This is a genomic window from Aquabacterium sp. (assembly GCF_035476535.1).
Classification (GTDB): domain Bacteria; phylum Pseudomonadota; class Gammaproteobacteria; order Burkholderiales; family Burkholderiaceae_C; genus Pseudaquabacterium.
Genome location: NZ_DATILJ010000172.1, coordinates 51,220 through 65,961 on the forward strand (window position 1 = coordinate 51,220; position 14,742 = coordinate 65,961).

The window sequence follows — 14,742 nt, forward strand, 5'->3', positions numbered from 1 at the left end:
ATGCTGCGCCGGCTGGCTTTGCGCGATTTCGTCATCGTGCCCGCGCTGGAACTGGACTTCCATGCCGGCTTCTCGGTGCTCACCGGCGAAACAGGCGCCGGCAAATCCATCCTCGTCGATGCGCTGCAACTGGCGCTGGGCAGCCGGGGCGATGCGAGCGTGGTGCGTGAAGGTGCGGCGCGCGCCGAAGTCAGCGCCGAGTTCGACACCCCTGCCACGCTGGCCACCTGGCTCGACGACGCCGGCTTCAGCAACGACGACACGCTGCTGCTGCGCCGGACCATCGACGCCCAGGGCAAGAGCCGCACCTGGATCAACGGCAGCGCCGCCACGGTGACGCAACTGCGCGAGCTGGCCGACCAGTTGCTGGACATCCACGGCCAGCATGCCTGGCAGGGCCTGACCCGGCCGGCCGCCACGCGCGAACTGCTCGACGGCCAGGCGGGCATCGACACCCAGCCGCTGACGCTGGCCTTTGCCGAGCGCAAGGCCGCCGCCGACGCGCTGGAACGAGCGCGCGAGCGCAGCGACGAGATCGCGCGCGAACGGGAGCGCCTGGCCTGGCAGATCGGCGAACTGGACAAGCTGGGCCCGGCCGAGGGCGAATGGGTCGAACTGAGCGCCGAGCACCAGCGCCTGGCCCATGCGCAATCGCTGATCGACGCTGCCCGGCAAGCGCTGGAAGCGCTGGCTGACGGCGAAACGCATGCCGAAGGCCTGGCCGGCCGTGCGCTCGATGCGCTGCAGGATGTGGTCGAGCACGATGAGCGGTTGCTGCCAGTGATCGAGGTGCTGCAGGGGGCCATGGTGCAGCTGCAGGACGCCGCGCACACGCTGAACAGCTACCTCGGTCATGCCGAACTCGACCCCGAGCGCCTGAGCGAGGTCGACGGCCGCCTGTCGGCCTGGATGAGCCTGGCGCGCCGCTACCGCCGCCCGCCGGAGGACTTGCCGGCGCTGTTGGCGTCCTGGCGTGCCGAGCTGCAGGCGCTGGACGCCGCGACCGACACCGCGACGCTGGAGCAGGCCCTGGCTACGTCAGATGCGCGTTATCGCCAGGAGGCCAAACTCGTCAGCGCCGCGCGCAAGAAGGCCGCAGCCGGCTTGTCGACCGCAGTGACGCAGGCGATGCAGACGCTGGGCATGGGCGGCGGCCGTTTCGAGGTGCAGCTGCCGCCGGTGAGCACACCACAGAGTTTCGGCCTCGAGTCGGTGGAGTTCGCCGTCGCCGGCCATGCCGGCAGCACGCCGCGGCCGCTGGCCAAGGTGGCCTCGGGCGGTGAGCTGTCGCGGCTGGCGCTGGCGATCGTCGTGACCACGGTGCAGTCCAGCCAAAACGCGGGCGACGGCGCCGGTACGCTGATCTTCGACGAGATCGATGCCGGCATCGGCGGCGCGGTGGGCGACACCGTTGGCGCGCTGATGAAGCAGCTGGGCCGCGAACGCCAGGTGCTGGCCGTGACGCACCTGGCGCAGGTGGCGTCCTGCGCCGATCATCACTACGTCGTCGCCAAGGCGCAGCGCGGCGGCAGCACGGCCAGCGACGTGCAGGCGGTGATCGGCGAAGCGCGCGTGGCCGAGGTCGCCCGCATGCTGGGCGGCGAGCGCATGGCCGGTACCAGCCTGGCACATGCGCAGGCGATGTTGCAGGATGGCAAGCCGGGCGCGGGCGCCAAGCCGTCCGCTGCCAAATCTGCCGCGGCCAAGGGCCGCACGCGAGCATGAGCGACGCAGTCCCCGACTCCAGCACGCAGTTCGACGAACCAGGCGACGAACGAGGCGACGAACTCGGCCGCCCCCGCGAGCTGGTGCTGATCACCGGCATCTCCGGCTCGGGCAAGTCAGTCGCCTTGCATGCGCTGGAGGATGCCGGCTACTTCTGCGTCGACAACCTGCCGCCGGAGCTGCTGCGCGACTACATGCGGCTGCAGCACCCGCGCTACACCGAACGTGTGGCGATTGCGGTGGACGTGCGTGCGGCGCGTTCGCTGCCGGCGCTGGTGCCGCTGATCTTCGAGCTGCGCGGCGAAGGCGTGACGATCCGGCCGCTCTTTTTGGACGCCAGCACCGACACGCTGCTGCGCCGCTTCTCAGAGACCCGCCGCCCGCACCCCTTGAGCCAGCCCGACGGGTCGGGTGGCACCCAGCATGCGCTGGTGGAGGCCATCGAGCTGGAGCGCCTGCTGCTGGCCGAACTGCGCGAGGTCTCCACCGTCATCGACACCAGCACCTTGCGCCCGGCCGGGCTGCGGGCGCAGGTGCGCGACCTGGTCGCCGCGCGCCATGACCGGTTGACGCTGGTGTTCGAATCCTTCGCCTTCAAGTACGGCGTGCCGCTGGACGCCGACTATGTGTTCGACGTGCGCATGCTGCCGAATCCGTACTACGTGCGCGAACTGCGGCCGCTGTCCGGCCGCGACGCGCCGGTGGCGCAGTACCTGAGCGCACAGCCCGAAGCCGGCGAGATGCTGTCGCAGATCGAAGCCTTCCTGCGCCGCTGGCTGCCGGCGCTGGCCACCGATCAGCGCGCCTACGTCACCGTGGCCATCGGCTGCACCGGCGGCCAGCACCGCTCGGTCTACATCGTTGAACAACTCAGCCAGCGCTTCACCGGCCACGGTGCTACGCTGGTCAGACACCGTGAACTGGATGCCCTCGATTGACTGACTCGGCCTCGCACCTTGCCGGCCTGCCGCTGTTCCCGCTGCAAACCGTGCTGTTCCCGGGTGGCGCGCTGAGCCTGAAGGTCTTCGAAGCGCGCTACCTCGATCTGGTCAGCCGGTGCATGCGCGAAAACTCGCCCTTCGGGGTGGTCTGCCTGAACCAGGGCTCCGAAGTGCGCAGCACCGGTGGCGAACGCGTTCGCTTCGAAGCCGTGGGCGTGCTGGCCCGCCTGCAGGACGTGGATGCCGAGCAGACCGGCATCCTGCGCGTGCGCTGCCTCGGTGCCCAGCGCTTTCGGGTCGGGCCACCGCGACAGCAGGATGATGGCCTGTGGTTCGCCGGCGTGGACCTGATCGACGCCGACGCCACTGTCGCACCACCGGCGGAACTGGCGCCCACCGTGGTGGCGCTGACGAACGCGATCGAGTCGCTGCGCACGCAAGGCCACCTGCCCTTCATCGAACCCTTCCAGATGGACGATGCCGGCTGGGTGGCCAACCGCTGGTGCGAAATCCTGCCGATCTCGCTGGCCGCCAAGCAGAAGCTGATGGAACTGGAAGAGCCGACGCTGCGCTTGAAACTCGTCGACGAATTCCTGCGCGGCAAAGGCGTGGTTCAGGGCAACTGAGCCAGCAGCCGGCGCACCGGCGCGGGCAGGCCCAGCGCCAAGGCATCGGGTCGCGCGAACCAGCGGCCTTCGGGCAACGCGGCTTCAATGCGTTTGCGGGCCGTCGCCGACACTCGCGCCGGCAACGCCCAGTGCCAGGGCCGCAGCAGCCAATCGAAGTGCGTCAGCACATGGGTCAGCGCCGGCCAGGCCTGCGGCTCGCCGGGCCCGTCGCCGGCCAGCGCCTGCAGTGCGTCGTCGTCGACAAAGTCCGGCAGGCTCCACAGGCCCGCCCACACGCCGGTTTGCGGGCGCTGCACCAGCCACACCTGCTGCGCTTGTGTCAGCAGCAGCAGGCTGCTGGCACGCTGGCCGCGCTTGAGCTTGCGCGTCTTCACCGGGTAGGCCTCGGGACGGCCCTGCACGCGGGCGGCGCACACCTCTGTCCAGGGGCAGACGATGCAGGCCGGGCGCCGGGCCGTGCACAGCGTCGCGCCCAGGTCCATCAGGCCCTGCGTATAGGCCTCGATGTCGCGCTCGGGCAGCAGGCCTTGCGCGTGCTGCCATAGCGTGCGCTCGTGCTTTGCTTCGGCGAGGTCGTGGCCGAAGCCCAGCGCACGCGTCAGCACCCGCTTGACGTTGCCGTCGAGGATGGCGATGCGTTCGCCGAAGCAGAAGGCCGCAATCGCGGCGGCGGTCGACCGGCCGATGCCGGGCAGTTCAGCCAGCGCGGCGCTGCTGCGGGGAAATTCGCCGCCATGCTCGGCCGCCAGCACCTGCGCGCAGCGGTGCAGGTTGCGGGCGCGGCTGTAGTAACCCAGCCCGCTCCACAGCGCCAGCACGTCGTCCTGCGGCGCGGCGGCCAGTGCCTGGACATCGGGAAAGCGCTGCAGGAAGCGCTCGTAATAGCTCAGCACCGTGCTGACCTGGGTTTGCTGCAGCATGATCTCGGACAGCCACACGCGGTATGGATCCCGCGTGTTCTGCCACGGCAGGTCGTGCCGGCCGTGGATGCGTTGCCAGTCGATCAGAAACCCGGCCAGCGTTGCCGCGGCCGGGGTCATGCCGCGCCGCGCGACGCCTGCCCTGCGGCCGAGTGGACCAGCGACAGGCGCGGTGCGGGTTCGGTCACCGCTTCGGCGCGCGGCGGCGAGGCCGCCAGGATGCGCAGCGCGTCCACGGCCGCATCGATGCGCTCGCTGGTCTGTTGCAGACGCTGGTCTTGCGCCTCGACCTCGGTGATGCGTTGCTCCAGTTCACCCTCGGCGGCCTGGATGCGCGTGAAGGCCTCGCGCCGGTGCTGCAGGCTGCGGCGCCGTTCGCGCAATTGGGATTCCATCTGGGACGTGGCGGTCTTGCTCCACAGCTCGATCTCGACCGCGGCGCTTTCGAACACCACGCGCAGCCGTGACAACAGCACCTGCAGGAACTGCGTCAGGAAGCCTGGCTCCGACAGCCGCCACAGCTTGGTGATGCCGAAGTAACGGCTGTAGCTCGCTTCGATGCGCTTCAGCTCGCGCCGGTAGCCGTCGAGCATCGGCTTGGGCGAAGCGGCCAGGGAAAAGCCGAAATCCGCATTCAGCTGCCGGTGGCTCGCGGCCAGCATCTGGTCGATCTCGGCGATGCCCTGGCTCGCGGCATCCAGCAAGGCGCGCAGGCGCGTGCCCAGTTGCGTGAAGGCCTTGCCGGCACCCAGCTTGAAGAAGCTGGCCTCGCTGTCGCTTTGCATGCGGGCGATCTCGGCACGCACGCGGTCGCTGGACAGGTGGTGCAGCACCTCGCGTAGTTGGCGCGCCTGCACCACCCGCAGCGCGCTCAGCCGCGGCATGCATTCCTCAAAGGCCGCGGCATCGGTTTCGAAGCGCCGGCTCATCAGCTGCAGTTTGGCGCTGCTCTTACCGCGCAGGCCACGCAAGTCCAGCAGTTGCTCGGTGACCTGGCGGCGCCGGTCGGCCAGCCGGCGCAGCGCACGCTGCTGCAGCACCAACACGCCGTCTTCGACCATGCGGCCGATCACCGCACTGCGCTGTGGCAGCAGTTCGCCGGCCAGCGCGTGTTCGAGTGCGGGCAGGCCGCCGTCGCCGGCATGCTCGCCCGAGTTGCCGCCCAGGCGCGCCATCAGCGCTTCGCGGGCCGAAATCGGAAACACGCGCTGCGGCGGCACGCCCAGGGTGTCGGACACCGAGCTGCATTGCTGGCGGATCTGCGCCTGCACCTGGCCGGCATCGAGCAGCGGGTCGTTCAGCGTGTCGATCTTGTTCAGCACGACGAAGCGTTCAAGCGAACGATCGCCCAGGTGGTCGCGCCAGATCGACAGGTCCGAGCGTGTCACACCGGTGTCCGCAGCCAGCAGGAAGACGATGGCATGCGCCGAGGGCAGCAGGCCCAGTGTCAGCTCGGGCTCGGCGCCGATGGCGTTCAGGCCCGGCGTGTCCACCACCACCAGCCCGCGCTTGAGCAGCGGGTGCGGGTAGTTGATCAGCGCATGGCGCCAGGCCGGCACCTCGACCTGGTCGTTCTCGTCGCGCGACGGGTTGTCTTCCGGATGTTCGTCGTTCCACAGGCCCAGCTCGCGGGCCTCGCCCATCGACACCCGCTGCGTGCGGGTGACTTCTTCCAGCACCTGGGCCAGCGCCAGCGGATCGGCGATCGGCAGTACATGGTGCTGCCACAGCTCGCCGCGTTCGCGCAGCGCGGACACCGGCTGGCCGCCGCGGCGCGTGCCGATCGGCAGCAGCGACAGCAGCGGTGACTCCTGCGCATCCCAGGCCAGTTCGACCGGGCACATCGTCGTGCGGCCCGGCGTGGCCGGCAGCACGCGGCGGCCGCTGTCGGCAAAGAACAGCGCATTGATCAGCTCGGACTTGCCGCGCGAGAACTCGGCCACGAAGGCCAGCACCAGCCGGTCGGTGGCCAGGCGCTGGCGCAGCGTGGTGGCCAAGCCGGCCGCTTCGGCATCGAGCACATCCTGGTCGGCCAGCAGGCCGGCGAAATGCTCGATGCGGCGATCGAGGTTGCGGCGCCAGTCGGCCAGGGAATCGAGATCACGAGACAGCGTCGTGGACATGGATCAACAGCCCGTGGGATTTGGCGGCATCCTAGCGCAGGGCCTGGCGGTCACACTCGCAAAAACGGCAAGTGTGCGCAAGATGCCGCAGACGCCGGGGCCGACACCTACCGTCGCTGGCAGCCAGTGCAGAAGTAGGTCGAGCGCTGCGCTTGCACGATGCGCCGCACCGTGCCGCCGCAGCGCTGGCAGGGCTGGCCCTCGCGACCATAGACCAGGGCTTCGTCCTGGAATGCGCCGCTCATGCCGTGGGCGTCACGGAAATCGCGCAATGTCGAGCCGCCCAGCGCGATGGCCCGCGACAGGGTCTGACGCAGCGCCGCGAGCAGTTTCTCCGCACGGGGTTTGCTCACGGCATCGCTGCGTGCCCGAGGGTCGATGCCGGCCCGGAACAGCGCCTCGCTGACATAGATGTTGCCGGCGCCGACCACCAGTTCGCCCGACAGCAGCGCCGCCTTGATCGGCGTGCGCCGCGCCTTCAGTGCCCGATGAAAGCTCAGCGGCGTCAGCGCCGGATCAAAGGGCTCGGGGCCCAGCCGGGCCAGCAGTCGCGCGGCCGGGTCTGCATCGATCGCGTCGGACCAGACGATGGCGCCGAAACGCCGCGGGTCGGTCAGCCGCAGCGTGCCACGGGTGGTGACGAGCTCGAAGTGGTCGTGCGCGCCCGGTGGCAGTGGTGCATCGGCCAGGTTCAGCGAGCCGGACATGCCCAGGTGCATCAACAAGCCGCCGGCATCCTGCGTGCCCGACAAAGGCAACCACAAGTATTTGCCGCGGCGTGCCATCTCGCCGATGCGCAGCCCGGCCAGGCGTTGCGGCGCGCAGCCCAGCGGCCAGCGCAAGGGTTTGCCCAGCCGGGCCGATGTGACCTGCCCGCCGCACAAGCGCTCGGCCAGCGTGATACGTGTCACTTCGACCTCTGGCAACTCGGGCATCTGGGAATTATGGTCGGCAAATAGAATCGATCACTCTTTCAGGAGTCACGATGGCCGGTTTCAAAGTCTGCTTCGGCAGCAAGCGGCGCTGGGTTGCGGCGGCCGCCGCCATCGGTGCCAGCTGCGCGATGGCGCAGCCCACCACCCCGGTCGCCAACTCGCCGCTGGACGGGCCGCTGTTCCTGCAACTGCTGATCGGTGAACTGGAAATGAGCGCCGGGCGCGCCGGCGAGGCCTATGGCTGGATGCTCGAGGCCGCCCGCCGCAGCGGCGATGACGGGCTTTACCAGCGCGTGATCGAGATCGCGCTGCAGGGCAAGGCCCCCGCCCAGGCGCTGGCCGCCGCCCGCGCATGGCGCCAAGCCAAGCCGAAGTCGGTGGAAGCGATCCGCTTCGAATCGCAGTTGCTGCTGGCCTTGAACCGGCTGGACGAACTGGCGGTGCCCTTGAGCGCGTGGCTGGCCGAGTCCTCGGTGGTCGAGCGCCCGGCACTGATTGCCGCGATCCCGCGCTTGTTGCAACGTGCATCGGATCGCAAGCAGGCACTGGCGCTGGTGGAGCGTGTGCTGGAGCCGTACCGCAGCGATCCGGGCACCCGGGTGCCGGCGCTGGTGGCGATAGGCCGCGCCAACTTCGGCGCGGGCAACAGTGCACAAGCACTGGACCTGGCGCGCCAGGCCCAGGCCATCGACCCCAAGGCCATGGGCCCGGCGCTGCTGGCACTGGACATGCTGCCGGGCGCAGCCGAGATCGAACGCCTGGTCACGGACTACCTGGCGCTGCCCGACACCGAACCCGGCGTGCGCCTGGGTTATGTGCGCATGCTGACGCAATCACAGCGCTATGCCGATGCCTCGGCGCAACTGGAAACGCTGACGCGCGAGCGCCCGCAACTGGCCGAACCCTGGTTGTCGCTCGGTGCGCTGCGGCTGGAGCTGAAGCAGCCGCGCGAGGCCGAAGCCGCGCTGATGCAGTTCGTTGAGCTGGCCGGCAAAGCCGAGCCAACGCTCCCCTCACCCGCTGCAGACAACGATGACGACGACTCCCCCGCCGCCACCAAGGATCGCAACCTGACCCAGGCCTGGCTGCTGCTGGCCCAGGCAGCGGAACAGCGCGGCGACCTGAAGGCGGCAGAGACCTGGCTGGCGCGCATCGACAACCCGCAGCGCGCGCTGGAAGTGCAATCGCGCAAGGCCTCGATCCTGGCACGCCAGGGCAACCTGAAGGAGGCGCGTGCGCTGATCCAGGCCGTGCCCGAACGCCAGCCCGACGACGCGCGTGCCAAGCTGCTGGCCGAAGCACAGCTACTGCGCGAGGCCAAACGCTGGCGCGAGGCCGCCGACCTTCTGGCCGACGCCAACAAGCGCTTCAAGGACGACGTCGATCTGATCTACGAGCAGGCCATGGCCGAAGAAAAGGTCGAACGCTTTCCGGAGATGGAGCGCCTGCTGCGCCGCGTGATCGAACTCAAGCCCGCGCACCCGCATGCGCACAATGCGCTGGGCTACTCGCTGGCCGATCGCAACCAGCGCCTGCCCGAGGCACGCGACCTGATCCGCAAGGCGCTGGACCTGTCGCCCGGCGACCCCTTCATCACCGACAGCCTGGGCTGGGTGGAGTTCCGCCTCGGCAACCGCGACGAAGCAGCGCGCCTGCTGCGCCAGGCCTACCGCGCCCGGCCGGACACCGAGATCGCCGCGCATTTGGGTGAGGTGCTGTGGGCCATCGGCGAGCGCGACGAAGCCCGCCGCATCTGGCAGGACGCGCGCGGCCGCGATGCCGCCAACGAGGTGCTGCGCGAAACACTCGCGCGGCTCAAGGTCGGCCTGTGATCGCAGCGCTGCGGCGCGGCCTGTCAGTCTGGGCGCTGGGCGCGTTGCTGGCAGTGCTGATGGCGGGCTGTGCCACGCCGCGCAGCCCGCAAGCGGCGGCCGACACCTTGGCCGGGCGGCTGTCGATACGCGTCGAGGGGCCCGCCGCGCGAAGCGTCAGCGCCGCGTTCGAGTTGAGTGGCTCACCGACGCAAGGCCAGTTGGTGCTCAGTGGGCCGCTCGGCTCCACCGCGGCCCAGGCCCGCTGGGCGCCTGGCGAAGCCGCGCTGATCACCGGCGATCGGCGCAGCGACTACTCCGATCTCGATTCCCTGGCGATGGAAGCGCTGGGCGAGCGCATCCCGATTGCCGCGCTGTTCGATTGGCTGCGGGGCCGCGCCTGGGCCGGCGCCGCATCGAAACCACGCAGCGATGGCGAAGCCGGTTTCGAACAACTGGGCTGGCAGATCAGCCTGGCCCGGTGGACCGAAGGCTGGGTTGAGGCGCGGCGCGCGGCTGCACCGGTGGTGACCGTGCGCGCCAAGCTGGACAGCGCGCCGTGACGATGCAGGCGCTGTACGAGGTTCCCGCGCCGGCCAAGCTGAACCTGTTCCTGCACGTCATCGGCCAACGGCCGGATGGCTACCACCTGCTGCAATCGGTCTTCGTGCTGATCGATTGGTGCGACACCTTGCACTTCGAGCGCCGCAGCGACGGCCACCTGCGGCGCCACGACCTCTGCGAAGCCTTGCCCGCAGACGACTTGTGCCTGCGCGCAGCGCGTGCACTGAAGCAGGCCAGTGGCACGACGCTGGGCGCCAACATCGCCATCGCCAAGGTGGTGCCGTGGGGCGCAGGCCTCGGCGGCGGCAGTTCGGACGCGGCCAGCACGCTGCTGGCACTGAACCGCTTGTGGGGTTTGAACTGGCCACGCGACCGCCTGATGCCGCTCGCGCTGGCCCTGGGCGCGGATGTGCCCTTCTTTGTCGGCGGGCACAACGCCTTTGTCGAAGGCATCGGCGAACAGCTGACACCGATCCCCGTCACGCCAGCAAGTTTTGCCGTCGTGAAGCCTCGGGCATCGATCACCACGCCCTCGATTTTTCGCAGCCCGATGCTGCGGCGCGATAGTGATGCTGTTATAGTCACGAGCTTTCTCGCAGACACCCAACTACAGCGGCGGTTGTCGGCAGGATTCGGTTGTAATGATCTGCAGCCCCCCGCCGAAAACCTTTGTCCCGAGGTGACGCAAGTCGCCCGGTGGTTGGCAGCCCGATTCGGCAACAGCCGCATGTCGGGCTCCGGCAGTGCAGTGTTTTCGAGAGCAGGCACAGGAGACCAACCTGGGGCGACATGGGACGGAAGTGATCTCTTGAGGGATCTTCCACCTCACTGGGTCGGTCGTTTGTGCCGCAGTCTGCAACACCATCCGCTCGTCGGCTGGGCAGACTGACAAGGTTTCAAGGGTTGGGCGCAAGCGCAATCCTGTGTAGGGGAGTCGCCAAGTTGGTCAAGGCATCGGATTTTGATTCCGACATGCGAGGGTTCGAGTCCTTCCTCCCCTGCCAAACATCTTCGCTGCATCCATCCCGGTTGTCCTGAAAGTCTCCACGGAGCGAGCCGTGCTGTTCAATACCGTGCTGTTCACCGGCAACGCCAATCCTGCACTGGCCCAGGAAATCGCCAAGAGTCTCGGCGTCGAACTCGGCAAGGCGAGTGTCGGCCGCTTCTCCGATGGCGAGGTCACGGTCGAGGTGCACCAGAACGTGCGCGCCCGCGATGTGTTCGTCGTGCAGCCCACCTGCGCGCCGACCAACGAGAACCTGATGGAACTGTTGATCATGGTCGATGCGTTGAAGCGCGCTAGCGCGCGCCGCATCACCGCCGTGATCCCGTACTACGGCTATGCGCGGCAGGACCGCCGCCCGCGCTCGATGCGCGTACCCATCAGCGCCAAGGTCGTTGCCAACCTGCTGGAAACCGTCGGCGTCGAACGCCTGCTGACGATGGACCTGCACGCCGACCAGATCCAGGGCTTCTTCGACATCCCGGTCGACAACATCTACGCCTCGCCGGTGCTGCTGTCGGACCTGAAGAGCAAGGCCTACCCGGACCTGGTGGTGGTGTCGCCCGATGTCGGCGGCGTGGTGCGCGCCCGTGCGCTGGCCAAGCAATTGGGCAGCGACCTGGCGATCATCGACAAGCGCCGTCCGCGCGCCAATGTCTCCGAGGTGATGCATGTCATCGGCGAGATCGAAGGCCGCAACTGCGTGATCATGGACGACATGATCGACACCGCCGGCACGCTGGTCAAAGCTGCCGAGGTGCTGAAGGAACGCGGCGCCAAGCGCGTGTTTGCGTATTGCACGCACCCGATCTTCTCGGGCCCGGCGATCGAGCGCATCGCCGGCAGCAAGCTCGACGAAGTGGTCATCACCAACACCATCCCGCTGTCCGACGCAGCCAAGGCCAGCAAGAAGATCCGCCAGTTGTCGGTGGCCTTCCTGTTTGCCGAGACGATCCGGCGGATTTCCGATGGTGAGTCGGTGACCTCGCTCTTTGCGGAGCAAAACAATAATTTCTAGATGGAGGAGCGGGCAGCTGTCGCAGCCCTTTCCTTCTGTTTCTGGCGGCCTTCGGGCCGCTTTCACCAAAGCGCCTGGTCGCGGGCGCTTCACATGGAGCACACCATGAAATTCGTCGCTTTCGAGCGCAATCTGCAGGGGACCGGAGCGAGCCGCCGCCTGCGCATTTCCGGCAAGGTGCCGGGCATCGTTTATGGGGCCGGCGAGCCCAAGATGATCGAGCTCGATCACAACGCGCTGTACTTCGCGTTGAAGAAAGAGGCTTTCCACTCGTCGATCCTTGACATGGAACTGGCTGGCGCCACGCAGAGGGTTCTGCTGCGCGACTTCCAGATGCACGCCTGGAAGCAACAGGTGATGCACATCGATTTCCAGCGTGTCGATGACACGACGCGTCTGCACAAGAAGGTGCCGATTCACTTCTCGGGCGAAGAGAACTCGGTCGCCGTGAAGACCGACAAGTGCCTGATCAACCACATCGCCACAGAAGTGGAAGTCGAGTGCCTGGCCACGCAGCTGCCCGAGTTCATCGCGGTGGACCTGTCGGGCCTGGTCAAGGGCCAGTCACTTCATGCGTCGGACCTGAAGATGCCCGAGGGCATCAAGGTCGTTCGCCACGGCACGCTGAACCCGGTGATCGTCTCGGCCACCGCGCCGAAGATCGAGGAAGAAGCCGCGCCGGAAGCTGCTGCTGCACCGGCCGCGCCGGCCAAGGGCGGCAAGGGTGCGCCGGCCAAGGCGGCCCCCGCCAAGGCCGCACCGGCCAAGGATGCCGCGAAGAAGAAGTGATGCACAGGCCCGCAGGGGCCTGGCAGCAAGAAAGCACCGCGTAGGCCCCGTATGGGCCGCGTTGCACGAAGCCCCGTCTCGACGGGGCTTTTTTTCGTCAGCTGATCAGCTGCTCGGCGCTTACGTGGGGGTAACCCAGCTGCTGGGCCACCGGCTCGCAGGTGACCTGGCCCAGCGCCACGTTGAGACCGGCGCGCAGGTGCGGGTTGTCGCGCAAGGCCTGGCGCCAGCCCTTGTCGGCCAGCGCCAGCGCGTGGCCGATCGTCGCGTTGTTCAGCGCAAAGGTCGAGGTGCGCGCCACCGCACCGGGCATGTTGGCAACGCAGTAGTGCACCACGCCGTCGACCAGATAGGTCGGCTCGGCATGCGTCGTCGCGCGCGAGGTCTCGAAGCAGCCGCCCTGGTCGATCGCCACGTCGACAACCACGGCTCCGGGCCGCATACGCGAAACCATCGCCCGCGTCACCAACTTCGGCGCCGCAGCGCCGGGTATCAGTACCCCGCCGATCACCAGGTCCGCGGCGAGCACGGCTTCTTCGACGCTCAATGCGGTCGAGTACAGCGTGCTGATGCGGTTGCCGAACACCAGGTCGAGCTGGCGCAGCCGATCGACGTTCTTGTCCAGCACCGTCACGCGTGCGCCCATGCCGACGGCCATCTGCAGCGCATGCGTGCCGACCACGCCGGCGCCGAGGATCACGACATGGGCGGGGGCCACACCCGGCACGCCGCCCAGCAACAGCCCCATGCCGCCCTTGGACTTCTCCAGGTGCGCGGCGCCGGCCTGCACCGACATGCGGCCGGCCACCTCGCTCATCGGCGCCAGCAGCGGCAGGCCGCCGCCGGGACCGGTCACGGTTTCGTAGGCGATGCACACCGCACCCGACTTCAACAAGCCAGCGGTCTGCGCGGGGTCCGGCGCCAGGTGCAGGTAGGTGTAGAGCAACTGGCCTTCGCGCAGCATCGCGATCTCGCCGGCTTGCGGCTCCTTGACCTTGACGATCATCTCGCCGCGCGCGAACGCTTCAGCTGCATCGGCGGCCAGCTTGGCGCCTGCCGCGAAGTACTGTTCGTCGGGCAGACCGATTGCGGCACCCGCACCGGTCTGGACCCACACCTCGTGGCCGTGGCTGACCAGTTCACGCACGCTGGCCGGCGTCAGCCCGACCCGGTATTCGTGATTCTTGATTTCCTTGGGGACGGCAATGCGCATGGTCGGGGTCTCCGGTGATGAGTTGCCGGATTGTCGAAACGCCAGCCCACTAGCCTGAAGCCGCATCTGGATTTGTGCGCTTACATTAGCGCCTCTGATTTGCGCCCACCATGCAAGCCCTCGACCCCGCCGCGCTCGAATGCCTGGCCGCATTGGCCGACGGCGGCAGCTTCGAGCGTGCCGCGCAGCTGTTGTCGATCAGCCAGTCCGCCGTGTCGCAGCGCCTGCGGGCACTGGAAACCGGCATGGGCCGGCTGCTGGTCGTGCGTTCACGCCCGCTGCGGCTGACCGAGCCCGGCAAGGTGCTGTTGCGCTACGCGCGGCAGATGCAGGCCATGCGCGCCGACCTGTCGCGCGAACTCGGCGCCACGCTGGGCGGGGATGAACGGCTGCCGATTGCAGTGAACGCCGACAGCCTGGCCACCTGGGTGCTGCCGGCGCTGGACGCGATCGTGCACGCCGGACAACGCGACGGCTACGGACTGGAGCTGATCGTCGACGACCAGGACTTCACGCACGACTGGCTGCGTCAAGGCGCGGTGCTCGGCTGCGTCAGCACCGTATCGGAGGCCTTGCACGGCTGCAGTGTCGAGGCGCTCGGTGCGATGCGCTACATCGCGGTGGCCAGCCCGGCGCTGTGCGAACGCCTGCTGCCGCAGGGCCTGGACCGGGCCAACTTCACACAGGTGCCCTGGCTGGTGTTCAACCGCAAAGACGACATGCACGCCCTGTGGGTGGGTCAGGCTTTCGGGCTGCGCGGCCCGCACCTGATGGAGCGCTTCGTGCCGTCGACCGAGGCTCATGTGCGCGCTGCCGTGATGGGCTGGGGCATCGGCGTGATGCCCGAGCAGATGGCCGCGCCCTGGTTGGCCGGCGGGCAGTTGCGGGCGCTGTTCCCCGAGGTGCACATCGACGTGCTGCTGCATTGGCACCAATGGAAGCTGCGCAGCGACGAATCGCCTCAGCCGCTGCTGCGCACCAGCGCGCTGGACGGCATCGGCCAGGCGCTGACCGCCGGCGCTCGGCTTGCGCTGCGCCCTGCCCCGGCCACCATCGCTAGCACGGGATAAT

General features: G+C 68.5%; 13 protein-coding genes and 1 tRNA gene. 10 read left to right on the forward strand and 4 right to left on the reverse strand.

Annotated elements, in window-relative coordinates; all coding sequences use genetic code 11:
• Genes recN through VLK61_RS16865 form a run of 3 tightly spaced genes read left to right on the forward strand, consistent with a single transcriptional unit; the run spans position 1 to position 3,292 of the window.
• Positions 1-1,725, forward strand: a complete 1,725-nt coding sequence (recN, locus tag VLK61_RS16855) for a DNA repair protein RecN (RefSeq protein ID WP_325422771.1) — start codon at positions 1-3, stop codon at positions 1,723-1,725.
• Complete coding sequence (rapZ, locus tag VLK61_RS16860; RefSeq protein ID WP_325422772.1) at positions 1,722-2,663, forward strand: RNase adapter RapZ; 942 nt, start codon at positions 1,722-1,724, stop codon at positions 2,661-2,663. The genes recN and rapZ overlap by 4 nt, the downstream gene beginning before the upstream one ends.
• Entirely contained in the window at positions 2,660-3,292 is a 633-nt protein-coding gene (locus tag VLK61_RS16865) for an LON peptidase substrate-binding domain-containing protein (RefSeq protein ID WP_325422773.1), read from the forward strand. Before rapZ ends, VLK61_RS16865 begins: the two co-directional genes overlap by 4 nt.
• Here the strand turns inward: VLK61_RS16865 and mutY are convergent.
• From mutY to mutM, 3 genes are all read right to left on the reverse strand, one after another.
• Positions 3,280-4,335, reverse strand: a complete 1,056-nt coding sequence (gene mutY, locus VLK61_RS16870) for an A/G-specific adenine glycosylase (RefSeq protein WP_325422774.1) — start codon at positions 4,333-4,335, stop codon at positions 3,280-3,282. The genes VLK61_RS16865 and mutY overlap by 13 nt on opposite strands.
• Entirely contained in the window at positions 4,332-6,338 is a 2,007-nt protein-coding gene (locus VLK61_RS16875) for a dynamin family protein (RefSeq protein ID WP_325422775.1), read from the reverse strand. The genes mutY and VLK61_RS16875 overlap by 4 nt, the downstream gene beginning before the upstream one ends.
• Positions 6,339-6,445: 107 nt before the next feature.
• Positions 6,446-7,273: a bifunctional DNA-formamidopyrimidine glycosylase/DNA-(apurinic or apyrimidinic site) lyase gene (gene mutM, locus VLK61_RS16880; protein WP_325422776.1), complete on the reverse strand. Its 828-nt coding sequence runs from the start codon at positions 7,271-7,273 to the stop codon at positions 6,446-6,448.
• Positions 7,274-7,323: 50 nt separating this feature from the next.
• Between mutM and VLK61_RS16885 the strand changes: the two genes are divergently transcribed.
• The 6 genes from VLK61_RS16885 (at position 7,324) to VLK61_RS16910 (ending at position 12,458) form a co-directional block, all read left to right on the forward strand.
• Entirely contained in the window at positions 7,324-9,105 is a 1,782-nt protein-coding gene (locus tag VLK61_RS16885) for a tetratricopeptide repeat protein (RefSeq protein ID WP_325422777.1), read from the forward strand.
• On the forward strand, positions 9,102-9,647 hold the full coding sequence (locus tag VLK61_RS16890; protein ID WP_325422778.1) for an outer membrane lipoprotein LolB: 546 nt from the start codon (positions 9,102-9,104) through the stop codon (positions 9,645-9,647). The genes VLK61_RS16885 and VLK61_RS16890 overlap by 4 nt, the downstream gene beginning before the upstream one ends.
• A gap of 2 nt (positions 9,648-9,649) precedes the next feature.
• A complete protein-coding gene (gene ispE / locus VLK61_RS16895) occupies positions 9,650-10,537 on the forward strand; it encodes a 4-(cytidine 5'-diphospho)-2-C-methyl-D-erythritol kinase (RefSeq protein WP_325422812.1) in 888 nt (295 codons plus the stop codon).
• A gap of 38 nt (positions 10,538-10,575) precedes the next feature.
• Positions 10,576-10,652 (forward strand) — tRNA-Gln (locus VLK61_RS16900).
• A gap of 54 nt (positions 10,653-10,706) precedes the next feature.
• Positions 10,707-11,669 carry a ribose-phosphate pyrophosphokinase gene (locus VLK61_RS16905; RefSeq protein ID WP_325422779.1) on the forward strand — a complete coding sequence of 321 codons (963 nt, stop codon included), beginning with the start codon at positions 10,707-10,709 and terminating at the stop codon, positions 11,667-11,669.
• 105 nt (positions 11,670-11,774) lie between these two features.
• On the forward strand, positions 11,775-12,458 hold the full coding sequence (locus tag VLK61_RS16910) for a 50S ribosomal protein L25/general stress protein Ctc (RefSeq protein WP_325422780.1): 684 nt from the start codon (positions 11,775-11,777) through the stop codon (positions 12,456-12,458).
• Positions 12,459-12,555: 97 nt separating this feature from the next.
• Here the strand turns inward: VLK61_RS16910 and ald are convergent, their stop codons facing one another.
• A complete protein-coding gene (gene ald, locus VLK61_RS16915) occupies positions 12,556-13,671 on the reverse strand; it encodes an alanine dehydrogenase (RefSeq protein WP_325422781.1) in 1,116 nt (371 codons plus the stop codon).
• A gap of 110 nt (positions 13,672-13,781) precedes the next feature.
• Between ald and VLK61_RS16920 the strand changes: the two genes are divergently transcribed.
• The gene (locus tag VLK61_RS16920) at positions 13,782-14,741 is read left to right on the forward strand and encodes a LysR family transcriptional regulator ArgP (protein ID WP_325422782.1); all 960 of its coding nucleotides are present in this window, start codon (positions 13,782-13,784) and stop codon (positions 14,739-14,741) included.
• Position 14,742: the final 1 nt, after the last annotated feature.

Bases quoted from the DNA above. Each gene is read 5' to 3' on its own strand.
- recN (WP_325422771.1), top strand. From the start codon at position 1: ATGCTGCGCCGGCTGGCTTTGCGCGATTTCGTCATCGTGCCCGCGCTG.
- rapZ (WP_325422772.1), top strand. From the start codon at position 1,722: ATGAGCGACGCAGTCCCCGACTCCAGCACGCAGTTCGACGAACCAGGC.
- mutY (WP_325422774.1), bottom strand. From the start codon at position 4,335: ATGACCCCGGCCGCGGCAACGCTGGCCGGGTTTCTGATCGACTGGCAA.
- VLK61_RS16875 (WP_325422775.1), bottom strand. From the start codon at position 6,338: ATGTCCACGACGCTGTCTCGTGATCTCGATTCCCTGGCCGACTGGCGC.
- mutM (WP_325422776.1), bottom strand. From the start codon at position 7,273: ATGCCCGAGTTGCCAGAGGTCGAAGTGACACGTATCACGCTGGCCGAG.
- VLK61_RS16885 (WP_325422777.1), top strand. From the start codon at position 7,324: ATGGCCGGTTTCAAAGTCTGCTTCGGCAGCAAGCGGCGCTGGGTTGCG.
- ispE (WP_325422812.1), top strand. From the start codon at position 9,650: ATGCAGGCGCTGTACGAGGTTCCCGCGCCGGCCAAGCTGAACCTGTTC.
- VLK61_RS16910 (WP_325422780.1), top strand. From the start codon at position 11,775: ATGAAATTCGTCGCTTTCGAGCGCAATCTGCAGGGGACCGGAGCGAGC.
- ald (WP_325422781.1), bottom strand. From the start codon at position 13,671: ATGCGCATTGCCGTCCCCAAGGAAATCAAGAATCACGAATACCGGGTC.
- VLK61_RS16920 (WP_325422782.1), top strand. From the start codon at position 13,782: ATGCAAGCCCTCGACCCCGCCGCGCTCGAATGCCTGGCCGCATTGGCC.